This window comes from Vibrio casei (genome assembly GCF_002218025.2).
Taxonomy (GTDB): domain Bacteria; phylum Pseudomonadota; class Gammaproteobacteria; order Enterobacterales; family Vibrionaceae; genus Vibrio; species Vibrio casei.
Genome location: NZ_AP018681.1, coordinates 586,327 through 608,290 on the forward strand (window position 1 = coordinate 586,327; position 21,964 = coordinate 608,290).

Genomic DNA, 21,964 nt, shown 5'->3' on the forward strand with positions numbered 1-21,964 from the left:
ATCGGTATTACTTGCTGTTTTTTTGTATCCACTGTAAGTATTCATGAAACCCTGTTTCAATGGGCAACATGATCACCTGCGGTATTTGATAATTGTGGTGTGCCAAAATAAGTCGTTCAACATCTTTATAATGACGGTGTAATATTTTAATAATCATCAATGATTCTTGATCGCAGTTAACCTCACCATGCCATTGGTAATAACTGCTAATTGGCACGACTTGAATACAAGCTGCCAATTTTTCGCTTAAAAGTGATTCAATTATAGCCTGTCGGCTCTCTTCATCATTAGTCGTTGATAAAACAATGGCGTAACCGTCTTGACTCTCCATATTCTATCTCCTTCACTACAATATTTTACTCATTAGCTTTGGTGACACCTTTAGTCAGGCTTAACCCATACTTGGCTAAAATCAAACCATCCCAGTGCATTACAAGTCGCATTTTGTAACGATCCACACTGCTCTTGACTCACACCAAGCCAACAGTGAAACATAGGAATAAGTTGTTTCGTCTCTACCAGTTGTTTTGCTAACTCTTTGGCTGGAAACTCATTGTTAGCCGTTTCTCGCCATTGCGAAACTAATTCTTTCCATGTATTAAAGTTTTCATTTGTACTCATAGAACTAATATCACTGTAGCCTAATAACCAGCCGATCAATGCATCTTTACGATTATTCGCCAATCCCATTGGTTTTAGCCAAATATCAACAGCATCTGGGTTTTCGACCGTTAAATCGTATTTAATGGTTTTTAGTTGGATACCATCTTCTTTTAATAAGACTTTCATGGACTGAACGACATAAGGGAATAACGGGTGTTTCGCATGGTAGGCGACGGTAATATCCACCTTTTCATCTATCAATTTTGGTGGCATCGGGTTAGGATCCAATACACCACTATGATGCCAACCCGGCTTTAAACCATGAGCATGTAGTAAACCTAATTCAATGACTTTTTGATCTGGTATTTGTCTAAGTAGACTAAAAGGATTCAGCTTATGTGATAAGTAATCTGCCCATTGATTATTTTTGGCTATACCAGATAAACGATTCAACAGTAAATAAGTACAACCCGGATCAAGCTCAACATCGGTAAACTGACCTTCACGAGAAATATTCGGATGGGTCAAGCTTGGATAAACCATAGAAGAATGTGCTTGATCAATCACCCAAACTTCAACACGTTCGATTAATGGTCGATACCCAAAATAATGTTCAAAAGCTTCCAATACTAGTCGAGCATTATCATTTCTCGTTACTCTATAAGGCCCCGTGCCATTTGGTATTAAATCAAAATTTTCATTGTGACCTATTTGACTTTGTACAATTTTAGCCTGAGTCTCCGTTAATAAAAGCGGTAAGTAGTGATCATCGGAATGCAGGTGAATATCAATAATATTACTTGAAGGTGAATCCACACTCTGAATATGTTCAAAAAGAGGAAACGAGGCTAGTCGCTGAATACTTTCAATAACATCATTCATCGTCAGGCGATCACCATTATGAAAACGAATCCCTGAGCGTAAATAAAACCGCCAATGACTCGCGCTTATCATTTCCCAATGATGAGCAAGATCAGATTGAACCTCTCCCTCCTCATCTAGTTTAATTAAACCACTAAAGATTTGCCGTATGATATGTTGCTCTGAACGACGCGTTGGTTTAAGCGGATTTAACGTCGCGATCTGGCGATAATAAGGCAAGCGAATAACTTGCTGACCTTCTAAATGACTGACCCCTAAATAACCTTGGAATACCTGTGTTAAGCGAGCAGGATCATTATCTAACACTGCTAAGGCATGCTCTATTCTACCTTCTTCTAAATAACGCTTTGCTAGGTTATCGCTCACATCATATTTGTTGCGTTTAAAAACAAGCTGAGACTGCTTTCCTCGCCCTGCTGCGGGTATCCACTCAATCCAACCTTCTTCTGCTAATTTATTTAAAACAATACGCGTATTACGACGAGTGCAACACAATATATCGGTAAGTTCATCAAGCTGAATGACTGCATCTTCACCTTGAAAATGCTCAAATAAACGTTCAAATTGGGTTCGTAAGCGCGGGCTACTCATAAAGGGGAAACTCTACTTTTAAACGATACTATATAATTTCCCACTTTAGCAGGTAAAAACTAACAAATCATGATTAAAATATTGAATCAGACTTAAAAGCTAAGCAATGATAGGAACCACTTGAGTTCGATGTTTCCTCTTTTATTTTATTCATGAATTGGCAGGCATAAAAACTCAGCCAGTTGCTCAAGCTGAGTGTGGTCATCAAGCTTCATAGACCATTGACATCCCGCATCATGGGCAGTAATCACATTCGCACCACGCCCAATTAATGTTAATGATTCAACTTGTGCTTGTAAGCTAGAGTGAGGAATCGACATTAACTTAATCACAATTTCGTGTTGATTGGCGATAATTTTTCCATGAACAAATTCAATGATCATTTTTTACGCTTTACTGCCATGGTAATTCTGCTGGTACACAATAGTCTTTGTTCCTCATCAACTATTTCAATTTGCCACACTTGAGTTGATACACCAAGATGAATAGGCCAAGTTTTCCCTGTCGCAACACCATTACGCTTTGCTCGTATATGGTTTGCATTAATATCAAGCCCTACACAATAAGCATCATCACCAACACACATATTAGCCGCGAGTGAACCAAGAGTTTCAGCCAGTACAACAGATGCCCCACCATGTAATAACCCCATCGGCTGATGAGTAATGCTCGTTACTGGCATCGTTGCCGAAATACTATTATCGGTAATCTCGACATATTCGATGTTTAAATGTTCCATTAAGGTATTTTTTGACGTTGAATTCAACAATTCTAAACTGACGTCTTTCTTCCAAATCATACTTAACCTATGTGACAAATGAAAATGATGCGATTAAGATATTCTTATCATTAGATAAATTCAATAGTGCTTATTGCACCATGAGATCTTGGTAAATAATTTTAATAAATTCAGTCATACTTTTTCAAATTATTCATTTCAAACTATTGGCATTTAAATTGGATAGATAGCCAAAAATTGCACCACGTTAAAACCTGATTTACAATTTAATTATCATTAATACATAAGGTGGCAAGGATTTTGCTATTTTTTTGCGTATTTTGGATTAAGGAATAGATATGCACTGTTCTTCATATTATCTCAAACCAGCTGCACTCAGTTATCTGCTATTGGCAGTATTAACAGCTTGTTCTTCCTCGCCAACAGGACGTAACCAAGTTATTTTGTTCTCTGATAGTGAAATGTCTCAATTGGGATCTCAATCTTTTGAGCAACTAAAGAAAACCGAAACGGTAAGCCATGATCCTAAAATAAACACTTATGTAAAATGTGTTGCTGATGCCATCACTAAACAAGTTCCTCAGCAAGAAAGTTTCACATCATGGGAGGTTGTGGTTTTTGATTCCGCATAAGTCATATTAAACTTTTCATGTTATATTGTAATAATACAGCATGAGGGGCTAATTATGTCACAACCAAAAATTTATATTTACAGGCGTGTAAGTTCAGAAAGACAAACTAAAAAATCAGGACTTGAGATACAAGTAAGTGATAAAACACTATCAGATTTACAAGAAAAGTATCCCGATTATTCTCTTGTAGAGCTTGCTAATGACGCAGGTTTAAGCGCCTATCATGGAAAACATCTTGAAGCTACTACCGCATTAACTGAATTTATACAGGCTTGCAAATCAGGGAAAATCCCCAAAGGCTCAATACTTGCGGTGTACTCTCTCGACCGTCTGAGTCGCTTAAAGCTAGGTGCAGCGTACGAACAAGTTTTTATCCCGATTGTCGAAAATGGTGTGAAAATTTATAGTGAAACTGAAGCTAGGATTTATCAGAACGATGATACAGATTACATACTAGCTACTGTTTTATTTAGTCGTGCGCATAATGAAAGTAAAACTAAAGCAAAGCGGAATAGAGACGCAATTATAAACGCAGTTAAGAAGTGGCAAGATGAAAAAACATTCACAGCTAACTTAACTAGCGCACCCTTTTGGATCGACAATTCCACAGGGAAACTTAATTCACTATCTGAATCCGCCTTGTTTATTGTTGATAGTCTCATAAGAGGCATAGGCTATAAGACAATATCAGAGCAACTACAAGACAAGTATCCCCTACCGCCTCAACGAAATACTAGCAAAGCAGGCACATTTTGGACGATAGAAACTATCTACAAGCTAAGAAGCAACAAGGCTTTATTAGGCAATAAGCAAGTAACAATAAAAGATGAAAATGGGAAACAGCAAGATTTTACTTTAGACGATTATTACCAACCCTTGATCACTTGGGATACATGGCAACAACTCCAAAAAACCAAAGCTAATAAAAAGAGAACTTACACAGATAATATTTATCTTTTAAGTGATTTAAAAAGTGTCTTAGTGTGTGGTGAATGTGGTTATTCAATGGCTGCAACTGCTAATAAATCTAGTAGTAATAAACGAGCTAAATATTTTTGTTGTGGTGCATCTTCCAAGAAATCTAACCATTTATTGTGGAAGCTAGACGTTGAAACATTAGAGAGAATAGTCTTGTTATTGATAAATGAAGGTCTAGAAGATGGTGTAAAACGTATTACTTCCCCTGATTACTTGCGACAAGTGGAAGAACATAATGCTAAATTAGAACAAGCGGAAACGACTTTAGAAGATATCAAGACAAGATGGAACTCTACGCAATCGCCAACAATGTTGGATCTGATGTTACAACAAGAAATTAAAATAAAAGAATTACAGCAAAAAGTAGATGAACATAAAGCATTGACAGATACAGTAAAAAACACTGATAGCTTAAACGACTATTGATCTGCTCCAGCCAGACTGGACACTTCATTAAGCGACATTTTGCTGTTCAAAGTTAACAGGGCTTAGATACCCAAGAGCACTGTGCCTTCTTGTCCGATTATAATCAACCTCTATGTACTCGAAGATCGTTTGACGCATCTGGTCTCTCGTCATAATCGGCTCATATTGGATCGCTTCAACTTTCATCGAATGGAAGAAGCTCTCAACACAAGCATTGTCCCAGCAGTTTCCTTTCCTACTCATACTTTGCTTTAGATTATAAACAGTTATGAGGTCTCGATAATCTTTTGAGCAGTACTGACTACCTCGATCACTATGAACGATAACCTGCTCAGGAAATTCGCGACGGAACAAAGCCATTGATAGAGCATCACAGACCAGCGTAGCCGTCATTCTGGTATCCATAGACCATCCGATTACTTGTCTTGAGTAAAGGTCAATAATTACTGCCAAGTACAACCAGCCTTCGCTTGTCGCAACATAGGTGATGTCTCCCGCCCATTTTTCATTCGGAGCCGCTGCGTTAAAGTTCTGAGCCAGCAAGTTTGGAGCAACTGGCATTTGATGCTTGCTGTCTGTCGTGCACTTAAATTTACGTGCCGCTTTCGGCGTTAAATCTTGACGCTTCATACTGGCCGCAATGGTTTTCACATTGTGGTTATCACCGCTCTCAGACAGTTCTTTTTGGATTCGCCTTGAGCCATCTCGGCCTTTGCTGTTATCAAAAGCTTCTTTGACCTTTGTATCAAGCTCTTGGCGAACTGCCTCGCGTTGGCTAGCCTTATGGCGATGTTTAACCCAGTAATAAAACCCACTTCGGGATACCCCGAATACCTTAGCCATACGTACAATATTGAAGTACATCAGGTGTTCGAGCATAAATTCGTAGCAATTTACTTTAGATTTTTCGCGAAGTAGGTGGCGGCCTTTTTTACAATTTCTAGCTCTTCTGCTTGCTCAGCCAACTGCCTTTTGAGCTTGGCAACCTCTGCGGCTAGCTCTTGTTCTCGCTGACTAGTATTGGTGTCTTTCTTCGAGTTCTTCCGCCACCCGTAGATTTGAGATTCATGTAAAGAAAGCTGCCTTGCAGCCGCAGCTACTCCCACTCTCTCTGCTAGTTTTAGGGCTTCTGCTTTAAATTCAGGGGAATGTTTAATTCTAGTTTTCTTAGTTGTCATTGTTCACCTCGTTAGTGATTGTACTCACTTAACTCAGTGTCCAAAACAGCTGGAGCGGATCATCCACCATCATTCCGTACTTAGCATTGATCTTCTTGAGTACCTTATTCTTTTCGATAATGGCTTTATTTGTTGGATCAGAAGTGATCTGCTCCAGCCAGACTGGACACTTCATTAAGCGACATTTTGCTGTTCAAAGTTAACAGGGCTTAGATACCCAAGAGCACTGTGCCTTCTTGTCCGATTATAATCAACCTCTATGTACTCGAAGATCGTTTGACGCATCTGGTCTCTCGTCATAATCGGCTCATATTGGATCGCTTCAACTTTCATCGAATGGAAGAAGCTCTCAACACAAGCATTGTCCCAGCAGTTTCCTTTCCTACTCATACTTTGCTTTAGATTATAAACAGTTATGAGGTCTCGATAATCTTTTGAGCAGTACTGACTACCTCGATCACTATGAACGATAACCTGCTCAGGAAATTCGCGACGGAACAAAGCCATTGATAGAGCATCACAGACCAGCGTAGCCGTCATTCTGGTATCCATAGACCATCCGATTACTTGTCTTGAGTAAAGGTCAATAATTACTGCCAAGTACAACCAGCCTTCGCTTGTCGCAACATAGGTGATGTCTCCCGCCCATTTTTCATTCGGAGCCGCTGCGTTAAAGTTCTGAGCCAGCAAGTTTGGAGCAACTGGCATTTGATGCTTGCTGTCTGTCGTGCACTTAAATTTACGTGCCGCTTTCGGCGTTAAATCTTGACGCTTCATACTGGCCGCAATGGTTTTCACATTGTGGTTATCACCGCTCTCAGACAGTTCTTTTTGGATTCGCCTTGAGCCATCTCGGCCTTTGCTGTTATCAAAAGCTTCTTTGACCTTTGTATCAAGCTCTTGGCGAACTGCCTCGCGTTGGCTAGCCTTATGGCGATGTTTAACCCAGTAATAAAACCCACTTCGGGATACCCCGAATACCTTAGCCATACGTACAATATTGAAGTACATCAGGTGTTCGAGCATAAATTCGTAGCAATTTACTTTAGATTTTTCGCGAAGTAGGTGGCGGCCTTTTTTACAATTTCTAGCTCTTCTGCTTGCTCAGCCAACTGCCTTTTGAGCTTGGCAACCTCTGCGGCTAGCTCTTGTTCTCGCTGACTAGTATTGGTGTCTTTCTTCGAGTTCTTCCGCCACCCGTAGATTTGAGATTCATGTAAAGAAAGCTGCCTTGCAGCCGCAGCTACTCCCACTCTCTCTGCTAGTTTTAGGGCTTCTGCTTTAAATTCAGGGGAATGTTTAATTCTAGTTTTCTTAGTTGTCATTGTTCACCTCGTTAGTGATTGTACTCACTTAACTCAGTGTCCAAAACAGCTGGAGCGGATCAAAGTATCTACACGGTTGTTAATACGGTCTTGAATTGGGAAAGGAATTTGTTTTGTATCGTATGCGTTCTTGGTCATTTTATAGTCTCTTATTAGATTAGATGATGTTTTTTATATTCGGCTGTAGCGTAATTACTACAACAATCGATCACTTCTCGATAGCGGTAGGCATAGCGTTTTATTGTGTCGGGCTTTAAGTTAAAACCTGTGTGCTCAATCACTTGGTCATAGCTTTGATTGATGGATAGTAAAGCGATCACTTGCTTTGTTTGCTCGCTCATTCGTGTGTAATCACTACACAAAAAGTAAGCCAATTTCATGGTTTCATCTTGAATATGTATAGCGATCTTGTTTAGTTGGTCTTGTTCGATCATGGATACAAATTTATACCTCATTATTGTGTTATAAAGTGACCTCTTAACCCCCTGTTATCCAACTGTCAACTTGTTATTAATCAATAGGTTACAAGAACACAGGTAACACCTTAAAATCATAAATTCTAAGGTGAAATTGGTATTGAATGGGGAAAGTAAAAGGATCTTGGGGTGTTGAGAGTTTGACGCCTACCCCTGTTATCGCTAAAAAGGTAGATTTAAGAGATAAGGCTCTTAATCTTAATGCGTCTTATTATCAATTGTACCATGAATGACAGTTAAATTCAATAAATTTCAGATTATCTATTGACAGTTATTTATTATTGTGAGCTGTATTGTTGAATATCTAAAATATGGATGTAAGACAATTGTTCTAATACCCATAAAGGCTAACCCCCAATATCTGAGAATTTACTAAAAATTTTAAAATCAGAGTGAAATTTCGGGGTAACAATGATCATTTTGTGGGGGAAAATATCTGTAGTGAGGATGTGGGAATTTGGGGGAAATTTAGATTGACTGGCTTAGCTTACCCATATTAGCCCACCCTGTACCCCATAGAACCTCAAAATATCTACTCACCAAAACTACATAATCATTCATCATAATATGCACCCTTTAGGGCGATGCCCTCACCTTTCCACACTTCCCCATAAGTTCCTTTTTGTACAAAGTTTTAGCATAAGCGCACTTGGTATAATCATAGCAAACCCTTATGTATCAATGGTTACAGGCGAATTAGCTAGTGCGTATTATGGTTACTACTACGCATTACACCCATTATGTAAAATTCGAAAACCGTCTTATCAATAAATCTTACTGAAGTCTGCATATTGTGGGGTAAATGTTGGTGTTTTGTGGGTAAATTTGAATTTGAATTATGTTAATAAAACGCACCAAAATGATGCACTGTAAAAACAAGATGATTTCTGGGGAAATGGTGTATTGTTGCTGTAATTTACAATCATTAATTTTATTCATGTTTAATGAGTTTATTATTACTTTTGTACATAATCATATCTAGAGTGAAATTTTATTCATATATGGTAAATCGTATATACCCTGTAATGTTATATTATAACAATTGTATCTTGTGGTGTATAAATCCTTTCTATATGCCACCTTGTAGGCGTTTATGGTGTATATGGCTATAACTACACTAATATATACTTAAAACACTGTATAGAGGCTATCAGGGGCTTATAGAAAGGATTTATTGTGTTGGAGTATGCCTATTTGGTGTAGGTTTTATTGTAATCCTAGGTTGGTGTACTAGCTAGATAGTACAAAGGTGTTGTAATGTTACACTTTTTTGACTTATGAGTCAGGTTTTTAGCGGTAATGTGCAAGTGAATGTTGTTAAATCACTGTTCATCCATACAGTACACTTCACACCCTCTTATTTACCTATTGCCTTCTTAACCACTGAGAATAAATTATTATCTGGATGTACTGCATTACCATCAATAAACAACATGCCTTCTTTAAAATCAACTTGAGAAAGGTTTAATTTATTAATGAACTTATAATCCTTATCAAGTTGCCCATTCAAAGTAAGGTTGGTTTTAATACTAGTAAACTGTTCTTTATTCATATCATATACAAGGGTGATTACATCTAGAGTACCTTCCCAATCATGCTTAGTATAAATTTTTTCAACTTCAAGTAGTCCTCTCTCTTTATCGAACTCACAAGACCAACCACACATTTTAAAATAAGAGTACATTTCTTCCAGTTCTTCATACACATTTGACATCAACCTATCTCCTACAATCAATCAAACTCTCACAATACCACCCCAAGCATGACAACAATGTGACCATGTTCTAGCATCATTAAATTGTTTTTAGGGGTTAAGTTGCTTATAAAGCCTTATGCAATGGTGCTTTGTGTTAGCATATTACCTTAATTGATATAATAGCTGTATGTGGAAGAAAGAATATTGAATAAGGAACTACTATGATCAAACTCACTCTATCTACAATCTTATTGCTAATGTCTCCTTTAGCCAATGCCTCTCAATGGAAGCTATCCCACGAAATCAACACTAGCGAGACACGGAAGGTTTGTGTATATGAAGATTCTGATGGTAATACTAAGCAAGTGGAGCAATCACAAGGGCAATATTGCAGAACGTATTTGTAAACCTTGTTACTTATAACTTAACCTCGGGACGGGAATCCCGTCTCAATGAAATCAATAACTTACATAACTTGTTGCTAAGCTATTGATTTTTGAGTAAAACGCAATATTGCAAGTTGTACAATCCTAAATTGGATTCTCTAAATTGCGCACATCCTTGATATACCTCATCCGCATAATTTCGGAGCAGTCCCAAAAATTGGGTTGTCTAATGTTCACTGCTAACTTTTGAGCAGTCAATCATACACTTACCGTAATTCACCGATAAGGCTTGTATGTCCCTCACGGGCGTTTTAGTATCATAAAAATGCAATTGTATAGGTGAACTATAAAGCGTCTGTATGTCCCCTCTGGGGATGAACGAAGTTCACCGCTAAAGTGGCTTGTGGGTGTGATTTAGAAAGGGGAGGTAATATAAGAGGGATAGTATCAAGGGTTAATATCTAAGAGAGTAAATACTACACTAAATCAACCTCGTGTTTTATACAAAACCTCTTGGAAGCATTGGTATATAAAGGTTTGTTGGTATTTATTGTCCTACATACTCCCCTACTCTCCCTCTTCCCTCCAATCCTCCTTACCCCTAACTGATTAAATTGTTTTTAGGGGTTATAATTATTGCATCCCTTGTAAACAGTAGTGTTGTGGGTAGGTATTACCCCTATTGATAATATAGGAAGAATAATAGAATATATAAGATAGAATTAGATACAGATCCTATTAATCCTTTCCTATATATCAACCTTTTTCAAAGTGTCTTAATTGTTTTTAAGGGTTATAACTTCCACAAACTACCATTGTATAAAGGTTCTAGGGTGATCATTACCCCTATTGATAATAGAAAGAGAGAGAGAGAGAAAGAGATAGAAAGAGAGAGTAATATATAATAAGAAGAAGAAGAATATAGAATAGATTGAATAATAGTGTATTTGCTAATCTAACATAATTGTTTTTAAGGGTTATAATGTTGAAGAACCTTTATAGAATGGGGCTTGTAGTGTAATGATTACCCCTATTGATAAGATAGCGATAATAGAGAGAGATATAAGTATATAGTGTGTTACCACCTATAACCAAACCCGACATTATCAACCATTCTAACCACCATTACAACATTTATTTTAAAAATATTCACCTAAACCCCTCGATTCTAGTTTATGATATGCTACCAATCAGAATTATTAAGGCGCATATACTACAAATACAATGATATCATCAATCTTATAATGATATTATCCACCATAAACCAATATACAGTACAAAACTCTAAAATTTGATTTTAAAACAGTTTTATTATATAATACCCTTATAGAGTGAAAAAGTTATTAGTAAATAGCTTTACCTCCCCTCCGCATTATTAAACATTACCAACCACAACCAGAATTATATTACCTACCCAAGGGTTCTTGCGGTAGTTTTTGTCGTGTCTGCAATTTAGAAAAGGAATAAAAATGAAACTACCCGATAGTTTAAATATTAATACACTACCTTATATAACCGCTTATCAGTTAACACGCTTAATAGAAGGTAAGCAAAAGCTAGTTAATTTAACGCAACTTAAAGCTAAACGTAATAAAGCAGGACTTGACGAGGAAGCATTTCAGTTAGGGCTTGCATATTCAATCTTTCGAGAAATCCAGAAGTACAATAATAAAGAGGATAACGAATGAATAAAAAAGACGCTAAACGATTCCAGTTTTTACTATTAAAGTTTTATGATTTTGGATTAACACTAGATGAACAATATGAATACGGTTATTTATCCACTGGTAATCCAAACTTTCCAAGCACACCAGAAACTTATTTAAGTTATTAAGGTAACAAAATGAAAATAAATTTCCCTGAGCAAGTATGGGCAAAAGTCATGGACTTAACCCAAGAAAACAATATAAGCCCTGTAAAAGTTTTATACATGGCTATCGAATTATTACATAAACAACAAATAAAAGGTCAAGCGAATGATGACAGTGCAACACAAGAAAGTAACAGAACAGCCCCAACAATGGTTAAATAGCGTATATTATCCGGCAACAGTAAACAAATTAAATATAGCCTTTAACGGTGGTAAAAATTACAAACTACATAAACAATACAACAATATTATAAACCTCCTCTTGAGTCACCCTGAAGCCACAGAAAACCACAAGACAGCCTGTAAAGTATTTGCTTTCCATTGTGTATTACATGCTAAAAATGGAAATAGCTTTATTATTCCACGCAGAAAAGTAATGTTGGATAACAAGCACGAAGAAACCCAAGGACGCACACCAACAGCTTACCAATGGCTACAAGTACAGGATATTGCAGTTCAAAAAGGATTAGGCGAAGTATTTGTAGGTGGTGAAGATTTCAACGGAAGTTTTTTACCTTCTATTTTTGTTATGTCTCCCATGTTGCTTGATATTATTAAAACAAAAAATGTAGATAAAGCCCCGAGCAAACCTAAGCAATCACCCAAGGAAAGTATAATTGTATGGGATAGCAACGATAAAAAAACACGCCAACAAATTAAAATTGCAGGATCACGAGAAATCCAAAACAATTTAAATGTACTCAACAATTTTTTATTAACCAATACATTTAAAACGGATAAAGGGCAAATCATTGATCCAACGATGAAGCGCAGTTTTATTAAAAGTTTTGATAACTACGGCAGGTTTTCGCATAGCTATCAAAGCACACCACAGCATATCCGCCAACACATTACTATTAATGGTGAAGCTGTTTGCGAAGGTGATTATTCATCTAACCACGCTAGGATTGCTTACGAGCTGGAAAATGTACGAAAGGATGAGGATTTTAAACCTTATTATTTAAGCAAAGAAGATTGTCCTCTTGTTGGTTCTTCACAAGGTAAACGTGCTATATACAAGCTTGCTATGATGATGCTTTTTAACAGTGGCAACCCTACGCAAAGCTTGTTTAATGACATGGAACAAAAGTACAACACTATTGAAAAAAAGAAAAATGATATTCCTGAAAAACTTAAAGTTTATACCACGGTTAACCGCCCTACTATAAAAGATTGTTCAATCATTGTTCAGGGGTTAAAGAAAGTAAATAGCGAAATCGGGGAATATTTCAAAGGGTGTCAAGCAGGTTACTTACAAAACTTGGATGCAAAGATTGCAGAAAGAATCATGTTGGACTTAACAGCCCAAGGCATACCATTTCTATGCTTTCACGACAGCTTTATTGTACCTCAGAGCAAAGCATTGCAACTACAGCAAGCTATGCACAAAGCATGGGCGGATGTACTTGGATCACAAGATAACTGCATTGTTGATTTTAAATATGGTCACAACCCAGAGCAAGAAACAGAGCAACAGCAAGCGATTGAAGATTTGGAACAGCAACACGATTTTGAATATTCAGAAGCCGATCAAGAACTCGAATCATGGGGTTTTGTCAGTGCTGATACATTCCACGAATACGGCTCATGCCCGACTTGCAATAGTGCATTGAATCAGTGGAGTGATTGCGAGAACGTAGATTGTGATAACTGGCTACCTTTCTAAAACGCATCTAAATAGCTCATATAAGCGTTTTAACAAATAACAATACTAATACACCTTAATGCACGTAAATAGCCGTGTGGGGCTTCCTACACCCTAGAATCACGGCTTAATTAAAATAAGAGGATACAATGAAACGACAACTAATATTAAATCCAAATAATACTAGATCATTAAATACAATCATTATTAATGATCTTGAATATGTACTCGACAAGTTTGAACTTAAAAAATATAACCAATATAAAATTGAAGGCAACCCAACAAAGGAAGAGATGTTTCTTATTTGGTTAGAAAATTATCAGACTTTGAAATACAGCATTTATATTAACTCAAGCCCTAATCACTTACCTTCTAAAATAAAATCTGTAGCGTGAATTATTTGGGTTAAATAACAATCAAACAGAACTTACATAGCAGGTTTTTTATATTAATGCAAGTAAAAGTATTGCATTTTAATCAATTTAATGTTATAATATACATATAAGTTAAACATTTTATGTTGTTGCTAGCTTATATTCTGGTAGTAGTTTGCCTCCCAAAACGTTATTAAAATCTTTACCTCTCTAAAAACTTTGATAACAGTTTATTAAACCCCTGATTTCTCCTTTTTAATCTTGGGGTTTATTTTTTACTACTATCTGCAAGATTTTACTTAGCACTAACCTATTTCCCCTTTTTATCTCCTAATTTCTAAAATCTATCTGTAGCTTTGACGTTGGTTTTCTTCTCCTTGTCCAATGCCAAGGCTACACCCTTTTTTCAAGGAAACACATATGACACAAAGCCACAAAAGGCGCAAAGTGTACAAGTCAGTAGATCAAGTTTTAAGTTTACTCCTGAACAATAAGATCAAACTCTCGACTTTATATACCCACCGCCATCGATGCTTGTTTATTTACGGAGACCCCAAACAAGCTGAATTAATACAAGAAGCGATTAAATTATATAATAGTTACAATAATATTAAGCACATTAAAATTTAAAAAAAAAACTACCACCAGAAAATAAGAGGTCAGCAAATGACACTAGATCAACAACTACAAGAGCAATATCCACATTTCAAAAATCACATTAAAAAAATCCGTGGTGTTTTAGGAAGTATGAAATACCGATGCGGTAAGCATAAAAGCTACTTGTTTGTTAAATGCGAATTCATCGACATTTGGCAATTCATGGAATTTCTAGAAATTGAACGACAAAGGGGAAGAGATTACACAAAAATAGAGAATCCTCAAATCGCACGTATTTTTGACGATGGAAATTACACTTTTAATAATTGTCGTGTGATTAGTAAATCCGAAAATATCAAGGAAGCACATAATAAGACGATTATTATTTTCGACAGCCTAAATGGTAAAACCTCAATTTTCCGACATGGGATTAAAAACTTTTACAATATTAATAATCATGTTCTCGGTTTTAGTCTAAATACTCTTTACCGAAAAATCAGAGCAAATAAACCTATTCCAATCGGTGACAAAGGTCACTTTATTAAAGTTTCATTTTTATAAATAAGGTAAATAATGATTACATTACAACAACAAAAAATCAGCAATACCCCACTTCTCGCAACACCCAGTCTCCTTAGCAATGTTAATTCTGTTCTACAAAATCACACTATTGCGACCGCCCAACAGAAGCTTGAGGCTGAACAAGAGCGCACCGCAAAGTATAAATCACTTAAAGCTAACCTTCCCGCTAATACTGGCTTGATTCAAATTTCAGGTATTTTGGTGGCTGGTAGTATGGGAAATCTAGAAGCCTTGTGTGGTATGACAAGCTATCAGTCAATTTTGAATCAAATGTTTGCTTATACACAAAACACTTCAATTAAGCGTGTACTTCTTCATATCAGCTCGGGAGGCGGTGAAGCGTATAAAGTATTTAGTAGTTGTAAAGAAGTGAAAGACTTAGCACAAAAACACGGTATTGAACTTGTAGCTTATGCAGACGGAACTTGTGCTTCAGCAGCTTATGCTTGGGCTTCTATTGCAGATCAAATCATTTCACACCCTGAAAGTAATAACATCGGGTCAATCGGAGTCGTAATGCAGTTGGTTAACGATAGCAAAGCCCTTGAGCAAAAAGGCTTGGATCGAACTTTCGTGTTCTCCGGTAATTCGAAAATACCATTCGATCAAAATGGTGCATTCCGAGCTGACTTCATTAGCGATTTGCAAGCGAAGATTGATGAAACGTACAACACCTTTGTTAATCACGTAAGCACTAACCGCAAGATGACCAAGCAAGATGTGATTAAAACTGAAGCTAAAACTTTTACAGCCAAGAAGGCGATGTCCTTGAAACTGATCGATCTTCTGATGACTGAATCAGAGTTGTTTGAATACCTAGGTAAGCCGATCATTGGAAGTAAACAGCCAGTATCAGCCCCAACTTCTACCCCTTCAGCTTCAAAAGTCGAGGTTAAATCGGACATCAAAACAGAACAAGCTACGGAAAAGTTGAGGGATTTACAAAGCATAGTTAAAAAGCGTCTTAATCGGTCTGAAGATGATATCAAGCAGCAAGCCATTGCCAAACTAAAACAAAATAACTTATAAAATAAAAGGAATAAAAATGAAATCGTTAAATGACTTTTTGAACGAATACTACAACACCTTAGAATTAGAAACTGTAAATCAAGCCGAACTTGATAAGCGCATTAGTAATTATGTTAGTCGCTATGACATTGGTGTGGGTATTGCTAATACAAACCCTACACCAAGCTTTAGCGAGTTGTGCCTAGATCGCTTTGTATCGGTACAACTACACCAAATGTTAGATCGTGACAAGTTTATTACTTTTTCAAATTACTTGATTGAGAATCCTACACACAAAGTTTCTGATGACAATCACCACTTGCATTTTTTTAAACATAATTGGTTGATTTTTGAAAAGTCTGAAGCTGAGCAAGAAGCAGATAAAAAAGTAATCATCGAACATGTGAAGAAAACTTATCAAGCAGAAGTTGACCAAGCAAACGCTGATTTGTTGGCAGATGAGGAGAAAGCTCTAAGTTCTGCACGTAAATCACTAGCCAAGTATTGATCCGCTCCAGCTGTTTTGGACACTGAGTTAAGTGAGTACAATCACTAACGAGGTGAACAATGACAACTAAGAAAACTAGAATTAAACATTCCCCTGAATTTAAAGCAGAAGCCCTAAAACTAGCAGAGAGAGTGGGAGTAGCTGCGGCTGCAAGGCAGCTTTCTTTACATGAATCTCAAATCTACGGGTGGCGGAAGAACTCGAAGAAAGACACCAATACTAGTCAGCGAGAACAAGAGCTAGCCGCAGAGGTTGCCAAGCTCAAAAGGCAGTTGGCTGAGCAAGCAGAAGAGCTAGAAATTGTAAAAAAGGCCGCCACCTACTTCGCGAAAAATCTAAAGTAAATTGCTACGAATTTATGCTCGAACACCTGATGTACTTCAATATTGTACGTATGGCTAAGGTATTCGGGGTATCCCGAAGTGGGTTTTATTACTGGGTTAAACATCGCCATAAGGCTAGCCAACGCGAGGCAGTTCGCCAAGAGCTTGATACAAAGGTCAAAGAAGCTTTTGATAACAGCAAAGGCCGAGATGGCTCAAGGCGAATCCAAAAAGAACTGTCTGAGAGCGGTGATAACCACAATGTGAAAACCATTGCGGCCAGTATGAAGCGTCAAGATTTAACGCCGAAAGCGGCACGTAAATTTAAGTGCACGACAGACAGCAAGCATCAAATGCCAGTTGCTCCAAACTTGCTGGCTCAGAACTTTAACGCAGCGGCTCCGAATGAAAAATGGGCGGGAGACATCACCTATGTTGCGACAAGCGAAGGCTGGTTGTACTTGGCAGTAATTATTGACCTTTACTCAAGACAAGTAATCGGATGGTCTATGGATACCAGAATGACGGCTACGCTGGTCTGTGATGCTCTATCAATGGCTTTGTTCCGTCGCGAATTTCCTGAGCAGGTTATCGTTCATAGTGATCGAGGTAGTCAGTACTGCTCAAAAGATTATCGAGACCTCATAACTGTTTATAATCTAAAGCAAAGTATGAGTAGGAAAGGAAACTGCTGGGACAATGCTTGTGTTGAGAGCTTCTTCCATTCGATGAAAGTTGAAGCGATCCAATATGAGCCGATTATGACGAGAGACCAGATGCGTCAAACGATCTTCGAGTACATAGAGGTTGATTATAATCGGACAAGAAGGCACAGTGCTCTTGGGTATCTAAGCCCTGTTAACTTTGAACAGCAAAATGTCGCTTAATGAAGTGTCCAGTCTGGCTGGAGCAGATCATATGAAGCCGATCTTGTTAAAGCTAATAAACCAAACTTAGAGCAATTTAAGCAACTGGCTACTGTTAAAGCTGAGCTTAGTACCCTTTTGGATGGTATAGCCGAATTTAGCTACGAGGATATTAAAGCTCAATGTTCAGTGAAAGATAACTCTCTTTTAGTGTCCGCAATGGAAAGCTTGGGTTATTCCAAAGTCAAAAAAGGCACTAAAAACGTATGGGTAAAGGAGGGTGTATGATTATTGATTACAACATCGCTCGACAACTCGCCCAAGCAGAACTTCTAAAGACACTCACTCCCTGATCCGCACCAGCAGTTTTGGACACCGAGTTAAGTGAGTACAATCACTAACGAGGTGAACCATGACAAGCAAGAAAAAACGTATTATCCATTCCCCTGAATTTAAAGCAGAAGCCCTGAAGCTAGCAGAGAAAGTGGGAGTAGCTGCGGCAGCGAGACAACTGTCGTTACACGAATCCCAGATCTATGGTTGGCGTAAGTCAGCTAAGAGCGACACCAGCACCAGTCAGCGGGAAAAAGATCTAGCCGCTGAAGTTGCCAAACTCAAACGACAATTGGCTGAGCAAGCTGAAGAGCTAGATATAGTAAAAAAGGCCGCCACCTACTTCGCGAAAAACCTAAAGTAGATTGCTACGAATTTATGCTCGAACACCTGCTTTGCTTCAGAGTTGCCCGCATGGCTAAGGTGTTCGGTGTTTCACGAAGTGGGTTTTATTACTGGATTAAGCATCGCCACAAGGCCATCCAGCGCGAGGTAACTCGCCAAGAGCTTGATACGAAGGTCAAAGAGGCTTTTGATAATAGCAAAGGTCGTGATGGCTCAAGGCGCATCCAGAAAGAGCTGGCTGAGAACGGTGATAGCCGTAATGTTAAAACCATTGCCGCCAGTATGAAGCGGCAGGATTTAACGCCGAAAGCGGCACGTAAGTTTAAGTGTACGACGGACAGCAAACATAAAATGCCAGTTGCTCCGAACCTGCTGGCTCAGGATTTTAAGGCAGAGGCTCCGAATCAAAAGTGGGCGGGAGACATCACCTATGTTGCGACAAGCGAAGGCTGGCTGTATTTGGCGGTAATCATTGACCTTTATTCCAGGCAAGTAGTCGGTTGGTCTATGGATACCAGAATGACGGCAACTCTGGTTTGCGATGCGTTATCAATGGCCTTGTTCCGTCGAGGGTTCCCTGAGCAGGTTATCGTTCATAGTGACCGAGGTAGTCAGTACTGCTCAAAAGATTATCGAGACATCATAACTGCTTATAATCTAAAGCAAAGTATGAGTAGGAAAGGAAACTGCTGGGATAATGCTTGTGTTGAGAGCTTCTTCCATTCATTGAAAGTTGAAGCGATCCAGTATGAGCCGATCATGACGCGAGACGAGATGCGCCAAACGATCTTTGAATACATAGAGGTTGATTATAATCGGACAAGAAGGCACAGTGCTCTTGGGTATCTAAGCCCAGTTAACTTTGAAAATCAAAATGTCGCTTAATGAAGTGTCCAGTCTGGCTGGAGCAGATCACCCAGCTCCAAACAATACCTTTTTGAGATGGATATTTATCAAAAGTTGGTAAGTGGCGAGATTAAAGACACAGACACAATTAAACATTACACAGAAGAGGCATAATAAAAATGATTACTACAGAATATAAGCTAAGCCAAATCAATCAACTCCGTTCTACTATCTTGAAAAATCAACGTGAACTTACGAAATTCGAAGATAAACAGGTTTTTAGCGACCAAATTGTTTATGACTGGCACAACAACCGATTCGCTCAGCTTAAACCACTAGAAGAACATTACGAGTATTGGCTAAATTGGCGAGATGAGTACCTTGAGTGCTTACGAGGTAATATTGTTGCAGATCAAGCAATTTTGGAGGGTATGCTTAAATGAAATTAATCAAAAAAGAATTTGATGATGTTGTTCTTCAAGCTTCAAAGCTGAAACAATCTACTGTAAACATTGAGTTATTCAAACTTAGTAAAATCCTTGTTCCGTGTGTGGGCATCTTGTCTGATCAAAAAGACAGCCCCGATTTGTACACTATCTTATTTAGTATTGTAGCGCAAAAGTCTTCCGTCGAGCATTTCGAATCATTGCAAACTTTATTGTTAAGCACTCTAGTGAATGATGATTTAGAGCATATCCAAGATATTGACCAGTATCTTGAAGATAAGGGCATTAATTCTCTTGATGTATTCATGTGGCTGTTCCAAGCTCAACTAATCCAACCACTGCAATCAACACAAACTTTTAAAGTGTTACAGAGTCACTTTGATGACATCAAGGAAACGTTTTTCCCAAGCTTAGGTATTACCCCTACCCCAACGGAGTGATATTAAAATGACTACTAATCAATCAGGGGGCTTATCGCCCCCTTTTTTACGGGTGAAGCATCTCCCCACTGTCTACAAAATCTTGAATGAAATTGAAGGTAAACCGCTTACAGACATAACCCCAGAGACATATCGAAGCATTCTTGAATTTTTGGAATCGGTACAAATTGAAGGTGGAGTGTTTGAGAATATCAGTTTATTTTTCGAGTTTATTAAGCCTCTTTATGAGTGCCAATTGTTACCCGATCTACAAACGGATATTAATACTAAGAGATTGAATAATCGTAACTATTCACCCAGGAGCTATTGACAGCAAATTTATGTGACTGAGTTAACTTGATCCCACATTCAACTTGAGTGATCTTTTTGTGGTGGCAATCTGGAGGTATGAATAAGAAAACATTACCTCCACCGCCAGATTTCGATTCGCCTGAAGAGGCGAAAGATATCATCCACTTTTTATGGAATAAGTTGGCTGAGCTTGAAGATAGGCTAAACCAAAATAGTCGCAACTCTTCTGTGCCATCATCTCAACAACCCCTGCATAATAAAGCTAAAAATACTTCGCCGAATCGGAAGAAATCTGGAAAAAAGCAAGGAGCTCAACCAGGTCATAAAGGCCATCGCCGACTGCTTCATCCTATTGAAGAGAGCGCCTCGGTTGAGCAATATTTACCGAATAAGATATGCCACTGCGGTGGGTGTGTTATTCCAAATCGAAAACCTTATAAACGACACCAAATCTTTGACTTGCCAGATATCTCATACACGCTTGTTGAACATCAAATTTTTAAAGGCGAGTGCTCATGGTGTGGTGATAAGCATCAAGCGGAGCTTCCAGAGTCTGTGCCCGATGTTCAAATGGGGTCAAATCTACATAGCTTTATCGCAATCCAGGCGACGCAGCACCACCAAAGCATAGGTAAAATACAATCTATGTTGAAAGACGTCTTCCAGCTTAACTTCTCAACAGGTGCAATATCAGCGGCGCAAGGACGAGTCACTGAATACTTAGCCGATACTCATACTCAAATTCATGAAACAGTCAAAGCATCTAAACTGATTATGGCTGATGAGACTTCGCATCAGCGCAATAATGATAAACGCTGGATGTGGGCCGCACTCAGCAATAACGTAGCCTTTTTCCAAATTAACAGTGGAAGAAACCAACATGCTGCCAAACGACTACTTGGTGAAGCGGTTTCACACCTTTTAGTGACTGACCAATATTCTGCCTACAAATATATCGACGAATCTAAGCGCCAATTATGCTGGGCTCACATATTAAGGAACGTCATCGCTATCGAGGAAAGCGTTTGTCCTGAAAACCAAAAAATCGGAGAAAAACTCGCTTTAATCGCTCATAGCGTATTCAGGTGTCATCACCGATATATCGAAGAAAAAATTACCGAAAGCCAATATTACCGCCGACTCAGGCGATTACGAAAGAGCTGGCTTCATTGGCTCAAATTGGGTAGTTATCAATGCTCAAAACGATATCGAGGTAGATGTCGAAACCTCATCGCTGATGATGCCATGGTCTGGCGGTTTATGGACGACTCCGAGTGCCCGTTAACAAACAACGCAGCGGAGCGAGTTCTCCGTAATTACATACTGATGAGGAAGTGTTGTTACGTGACTCGCTCATATCGAGGCGACCAGTTCCGCGAACGAATGTTCTCGCTGATAGAAACAGCCAAACTTCAGCAGGTCTCTGCTTATAAATGGCTGCGTGAAATCGTCGAACATCACATGTTGAGAGTTGATTATCAGGCGCCAGTATTTTTTAGCGTAAACCGTCGTCAATAGCTCGTGGGTGAATAGTTACGAATAATCTACGTGCTCAACTAGCTGAAGAAACGGATAAAG

At 38.4% G+C, this 21,964-nt stretch carries 24 protein-coding genes and 1 pseudogene; 16 read left to right on the forward strand and 9 right to left on the reverse strand.

Annotation, left to right across the window (positions count from 1 at the left end; translation table 11 throughout):
• Nucleotides 1-7: 7 nt before the first annotated feature.
• The 4 genes from cutA to VCASEI_RS15615 form a co-directional block, all read right to left on the reverse strand.
• The gene (cutA, locus tag VCASEI_RS15600) at nucleotides 8-331 is read right to left on the reverse strand and encodes a divalent-cation tolerance protein CutA (protein WP_086959866.1); all 324 of its coding nucleotides are present in this window, start codon (nucleotides 329-331) and stop codon (nucleotides 8-10) included.
• 50 nt (nucleotides 332-381) lie between these two features.
• Complete coding sequence (locus tag VCASEI_RS15605; protein WP_086959867.1) at nucleotides 382-2,076, reverse strand: SgrR family transcriptional regulator; 1,695 nt, start codon at nucleotides 2,074-2,076, stop codon at nucleotides 382-384.
• Between the two features lie 146 nt (nucleotides 2,077-2,222).
• A complete protein-coding gene (locus VCASEI_RS15610) occupies nucleotides 2,223-2,459 on the reverse strand; it encodes a DUF3389 family protein (protein WP_086959868.1) in 237 nt (78 codons plus the stop codon).
• The gene (locus tag VCASEI_RS15615) at nucleotides 2,456-2,875 is read right to left on the reverse strand and encodes a hotdog fold thioesterase (RefSeq protein ID WP_086959869.1); all 420 of its coding nucleotides are present in this window, start codon (nucleotides 2,873-2,875) and stop codon (nucleotides 2,456-2,458) included. Before VCASEI_RS15615 ends, VCASEI_RS15610 begins: the two co-directional genes overlap by 4 nt.
• Nucleotides 2,876-3,153: 278 nt before the next feature.
• Here VCASEI_RS15615 and VCASEI_RS15620 point away from each other — a divergent pair.
• Together VCASEI_RS15620 and VCASEI_RS15625 are read left to right on the forward strand one after the other, a co-directional pair.
• A pseudogene (locus VCASEI_RS15620) lies at nucleotides 3,154-3,441 on the forward strand (M48 family metallopeptidase); the annotation flags it as partial.
• A 60-nt stretch (nucleotides 3,442-3,501) separates the two neighbouring features.
• Entirely contained in the window at nucleotides 3,502-4,851 is a 1,350-nt protein-coding gene (locus VCASEI_RS15625; RefSeq protein ID WP_089110880.1) for a recombinase family protein, read from the forward strand.
• A 27-nt stretch (nucleotides 4,852-4,878) separates the two neighbouring features.
• Here the strand turns inward: VCASEI_RS15625 and VCASEI_RS15630 are convergent.
• The 5 genes from VCASEI_RS15630 to VCASEI_RS15645 all read right to left on the reverse strand — a co-directional run bounded on the left by VCASEI_RS15630 (nucleotide 4,879) and on the right by VCASEI_RS15645 (nucleotide 9,544).
• Nucleotides 4,879-6,029, reverse strand: a protein-coding gene (locus VCASEI_RS15630) for an IS3 family transposase (RefSeq protein ID WP_110957783.1) whose coding sequence is annotated in 2 segments (ribosomal slippage) — nucleotides 4,879-5,786 and nucleotides 5,786-6,029 — 1,152 coding nt in all. Because the reading frame shifts where the segments join, the coding sequence is not laid out codon by codon here.
• Nucleotides 6,030-6,057: 28 nt separating this feature from the next.
• The gene (locus VCASEI_RS19485) at nucleotides 6,058-6,204 is read right to left on the reverse strand and encodes a hypothetical protein (protein ID WP_162621089.1); all 147 of its coding nucleotides are present in this window, start codon (nucleotides 6,202-6,204) and stop codon (nucleotides 6,058-6,060) included.
• Nucleotides 6,204-7,354, reverse strand: a protein-coding gene (locus VCASEI_RS15635; protein ID WP_110957783.1) for an IS3 family transposase whose coding sequence is annotated in 2 segments (ribosomal slippage) — nucleotides 6,204-7,111 and nucleotides 7,111-7,354 — 1,152 coding nt in all. Because the reading frame shifts where the segments join, the coding sequence is not laid out codon by codon here. The genes VCASEI_RS19485 and VCASEI_RS15635 overlap by 1 nt, the downstream gene beginning before the upstream one ends.
• 152 nt (nucleotides 7,355-7,506) lie before the next feature.
• On the reverse strand, nucleotides 7,507-7,788 hold the full coding sequence (locus VCASEI_RS15640; RefSeq protein ID WP_110957823.1) for a hypothetical protein: 282 nt from the start codon (nucleotides 7,786-7,788) through the stop codon (nucleotides 7,507-7,509).
• A 1,399-nt stretch (nucleotides 7,789-9,187) separates the two neighbouring features.
• A complete protein-coding gene (locus tag VCASEI_RS15645; protein WP_110957824.1) occupies nucleotides 9,188-9,544 on the reverse strand; it encodes a hypothetical protein in 357 nt (118 codons plus the stop codon).
• A 203-nt stretch (nucleotides 9,545-9,747) separates the two neighbouring features.
• Between VCASEI_RS15645 and VCASEI_RS15650 the strand changes: the two genes are divergently transcribed.
• The 14 genes from VCASEI_RS15650 to tnpC all read left to right on the forward strand — a co-directional run bounded on the left by VCASEI_RS15650 (nucleotide 9,748) and on the right by tnpC (nucleotide 21,904).
• On the forward strand, nucleotides 9,748-9,933 hold the full coding sequence (locus VCASEI_RS15650) for a hypothetical protein (protein ID WP_110957825.1): 186 nt from the start codon (nucleotides 9,748-9,750) through the stop codon (nucleotides 9,931-9,933).
• A 1,448-nt stretch (nucleotides 9,934-11,381) separates the two neighbouring features.
• Nucleotides 11,382-11,600, forward strand: coding sequence for a hypothetical protein (locus VCASEI_RS15655; RefSeq protein WP_110957826.1), 219 nt, complete (start codon nucleotides 11,382-11,384; stop codon nucleotides 11,598-11,600).
• Nucleotides 11,597-11,746 carry a hypothetical protein gene (locus tag VCASEI_RS19490; RefSeq protein ID WP_162621090.1) on the forward strand — a complete coding sequence of 50 codons (150 nt, stop codon included), beginning with the start codon at nucleotides 11,597-11,599 and terminating at the stop codon, nucleotides 11,744-11,746. The genes VCASEI_RS15655 and VCASEI_RS19490 overlap by 4 nt, the downstream gene beginning before the upstream one ends.
• A 9-nt stretch (nucleotides 11,747-11,755) precedes the next feature.
• Nucleotides 11,756-11,944 carry a hypothetical protein gene (locus VCASEI_RS15660; protein WP_110957827.1) on the forward strand — a complete coding sequence of 63 codons (189 nt, stop codon included), beginning with the start codon at nucleotides 11,756-11,758 and terminating at the stop codon, nucleotides 11,942-11,944.
• Complete coding sequence (locus tag VCASEI_RS15665) at nucleotides 11,889-13,448, forward strand: hypothetical protein (protein WP_162621091.1); 1,560 nt, start codon at nucleotides 11,889-11,891, stop codon at nucleotides 13,446-13,448. The genes VCASEI_RS15660 and VCASEI_RS15665 overlap by 56 nt, the downstream gene beginning before the upstream one ends.
• Before the next feature lie 128 nt (nucleotides 13,449-13,576).
• The gene (locus tag VCASEI_RS15670) at nucleotides 13,577-13,822 is read left to right on the forward strand and encodes a hypothetical protein (RefSeq protein ID WP_110957829.1); all 246 of its coding nucleotides are present in this window, start codon (nucleotides 13,577-13,579) and stop codon (nucleotides 13,820-13,822) included.
• 645 nt (nucleotides 13,823-14,467) lie between these two features.
• On the forward strand, nucleotides 14,468-14,959 hold the full coding sequence (locus VCASEI_RS15680; RefSeq protein WP_110957831.1) for a hypothetical protein: 492 nt from the start codon (nucleotides 14,468-14,470) through the stop codon (nucleotides 14,957-14,959).
• 12 nt (nucleotides 14,960-14,971) lie between these two features.
• A complete protein-coding gene (locus VCASEI_RS15685; RefSeq protein WP_110957832.1) occupies nucleotides 14,972-16,009 on the forward strand; it encodes a S49 family peptidase in 1,038 nt (345 codons plus the stop codon).
• A gap of 16 nt (nucleotides 16,010-16,025) precedes the next feature.
• On the forward strand, nucleotides 16,026-16,496 hold the full coding sequence (locus tag VCASEI_RS15690) for a hypothetical protein (RefSeq protein WP_110957833.1): 471 nt from the start codon (nucleotides 16,026-16,028) through the stop codon (nucleotides 16,494-16,496).
• Between the two features lie 59 nt (nucleotides 16,497-16,555).
• Nucleotides 16,556-17,706, forward strand: a protein-coding gene (locus VCASEI_RS15695; protein WP_110957783.1) for an IS3 family transposase whose coding sequence is annotated in 2 segments (ribosomal slippage) — nucleotides 16,556-16,799 and nucleotides 16,799-17,706 — 1,152 coding nt in all. Because the reading frame shifts where the segments join, the coding sequence is not laid out codon by codon here.
• A 391-nt stretch (nucleotides 17,707-18,097) separates the two neighbouring features.
• Nucleotides 18,098-19,248 (forward strand): IS3 family transposase gene (locus VCASEI_RS15700; RefSeq protein ID WP_110957751.1). Its coding sequence is split into 2 segments (ribosomal slippage): nucleotides 18,098-18,341 and nucleotides 18,341-19,248, totalling 1,152 coding nucleotides; the frame shifts between segments, so codons are not numbered across the junction.
• Between the two features lie 140 nt (nucleotides 19,249-19,388).
• Nucleotides 19,389-19,652 (forward strand): hypothetical protein, encoded by a 264-nt coding sequence (locus tag VCASEI_RS15705; protein WP_110957834.1) that lies wholly within the window; start codon nucleotides 19,389-19,391, stop codon nucleotides 19,650-19,652.
• Nucleotides 19,649-20,095, forward strand: a complete 447-nt coding sequence (locus VCASEI_RS15710; protein ID WP_110957835.1) for a hypothetical protein — start codon at nucleotides 19,649-19,651, stop codon at nucleotides 20,093-20,095. The genes VCASEI_RS15705 and VCASEI_RS15710 overlap by 4 nt, the downstream gene beginning before the upstream one ends.
• A gap of 387 nt (nucleotides 20,096-20,482) precedes the next feature.
• Nucleotides 20,483-21,904, forward strand: coding sequence for an IS66 family transposase (tnpC, locus tag VCASEI_RS15720; protein WP_110957837.1), 1,422 nt, complete (start codon nucleotides 20,483-20,485; stop codon nucleotides 21,902-21,904).
• Nucleotides 21,905-21,964 lie beyond the last annotated feature (60 nt).

Bases quoted from the DNA above. Each gene is read 5' to 3' on its own strand.
- cutA (WP_086959866.1), bottom strand. From the start codon at position 331: ATGGAGAGTCAAGACGGTTACGCCATTGTTTTATCAACGACTAATGAT.
- VCASEI_RS15690 (WP_110957833.1), top strand. From the start codon at position 16,026: ATGAAATCGTTAAATGACTTTTTGAACGAATACTACAACACCTTAGAA.
- VCASEI_RS15645 (WP_110957824.1), bottom strand. From the start codon at position 9,544: ATGTCAAATGTGTATGAAGAACTGGAAGAAATGTACTCTTATTTTAAA.
- VCASEI_RS15655 (WP_110957826.1), top strand. From the start codon at position 11,382: ATGAAACTACCCGATAGTTTAAATATTAATACACTACCTTATATAACC.
- VCASEI_RS15665 (WP_162621091.1), top strand. From the start codon at position 11,889: ATGATGACAGTGCAACACAAGAAAGTAACAGAACAGCCCCAACAATGG.
- VCASEI_RS15605 (WP_086959867.1), bottom strand. From the start codon at position 2,076: ATGAGTAGCCCGCGCTTACGAACCCAATTTGAACGTTTATTTGAGCAT.
- VCASEI_RS15640 (WP_110957823.1), bottom strand. From the start codon at position 7,788: ATGATCGAACAAGACCAACTAAACAAGATCGCTATACATATTCAAGAT.
- VCASEI_RS19490 (WP_162621090.1), top strand. From the start codon at position 11,597: ATGAATAAAAAAGACGCTAAACGATTCCAGTTTTTACTATTAAAGTTT.
- VCASEI_RS15680 (WP_110957831.1), top strand. From the start codon at position 14,468: ATGACACTAGATCAACAACTACAAGAGCAATATCCACATTTCAAAAAT.
- tnpC (WP_110957837.1), top strand. From the start codon at position 20,483: ATGAATAAGAAAACATTACCTCCACCGCCAGATTTCGATTCGCCTGAA.
- VCASEI_RS15625 (WP_089110880.1), top strand. From the start codon at position 3,502: ATGTCACAACCAAAAATTTATATTTACAGGCGTGTAAGTTCAGAAAGA.
- VCASEI_RS15705 (WP_110957834.1), top strand. From the start codon at position 19,389: ATGATTACTACAGAATATAAGCTAAGCCAAATCAATCAACTCCGTTCT.
- VCASEI_RS15660 (WP_110957827.1), top strand. From the start codon at position 11,756: ATGAAAATAAATTTCCCTGAGCAAGTATGGGCAAAAGTCATGGACTTA.
- VCASEI_RS15670 (WP_110957829.1), top strand. From the start codon at position 13,577: ATGAAACGACAACTAATATTAAATCCAAATAATACTAGATCATTAAAT.
- VCASEI_RS19485 (WP_162621089.1), bottom strand. From the start codon at position 6,204: ATGAAGTGTCCAGTCTGGCTGGAGCAGATCACTTCTGATCCAACAAAT.
- VCASEI_RS15650 (WP_110957825.1), top strand. From the start codon at position 9,748: ATGATCAAACTCACTCTATCTACAATCTTATTGCTAATGTCTCCTTTA.
- VCASEI_RS15610 (WP_086959868.1), bottom strand. From the start codon at position 2,459: ATGATCATTGAATTTGTTCATGGAAAAATTATCGCCAATCAACACGAA.
- VCASEI_RS15615 (WP_086959869.1), bottom strand. From the start codon at position 2,875: ATGATTTGGAAGAAAGACGTCAGTTTAGAATTGTTGAATTCAACGTCA.
- VCASEI_RS15710 (WP_110957835.1), top strand. From the start codon at position 19,649: ATGAAATTAATCAAAAAAGAATTTGATGATGTTGTTCTTCAAGCTTCA.
- VCASEI_RS15685 (WP_110957832.1), top strand. From the start codon at position 14,972: ATGATTACATTACAACAACAAAAAATCAGCAATACCCCACTTCTCGCA.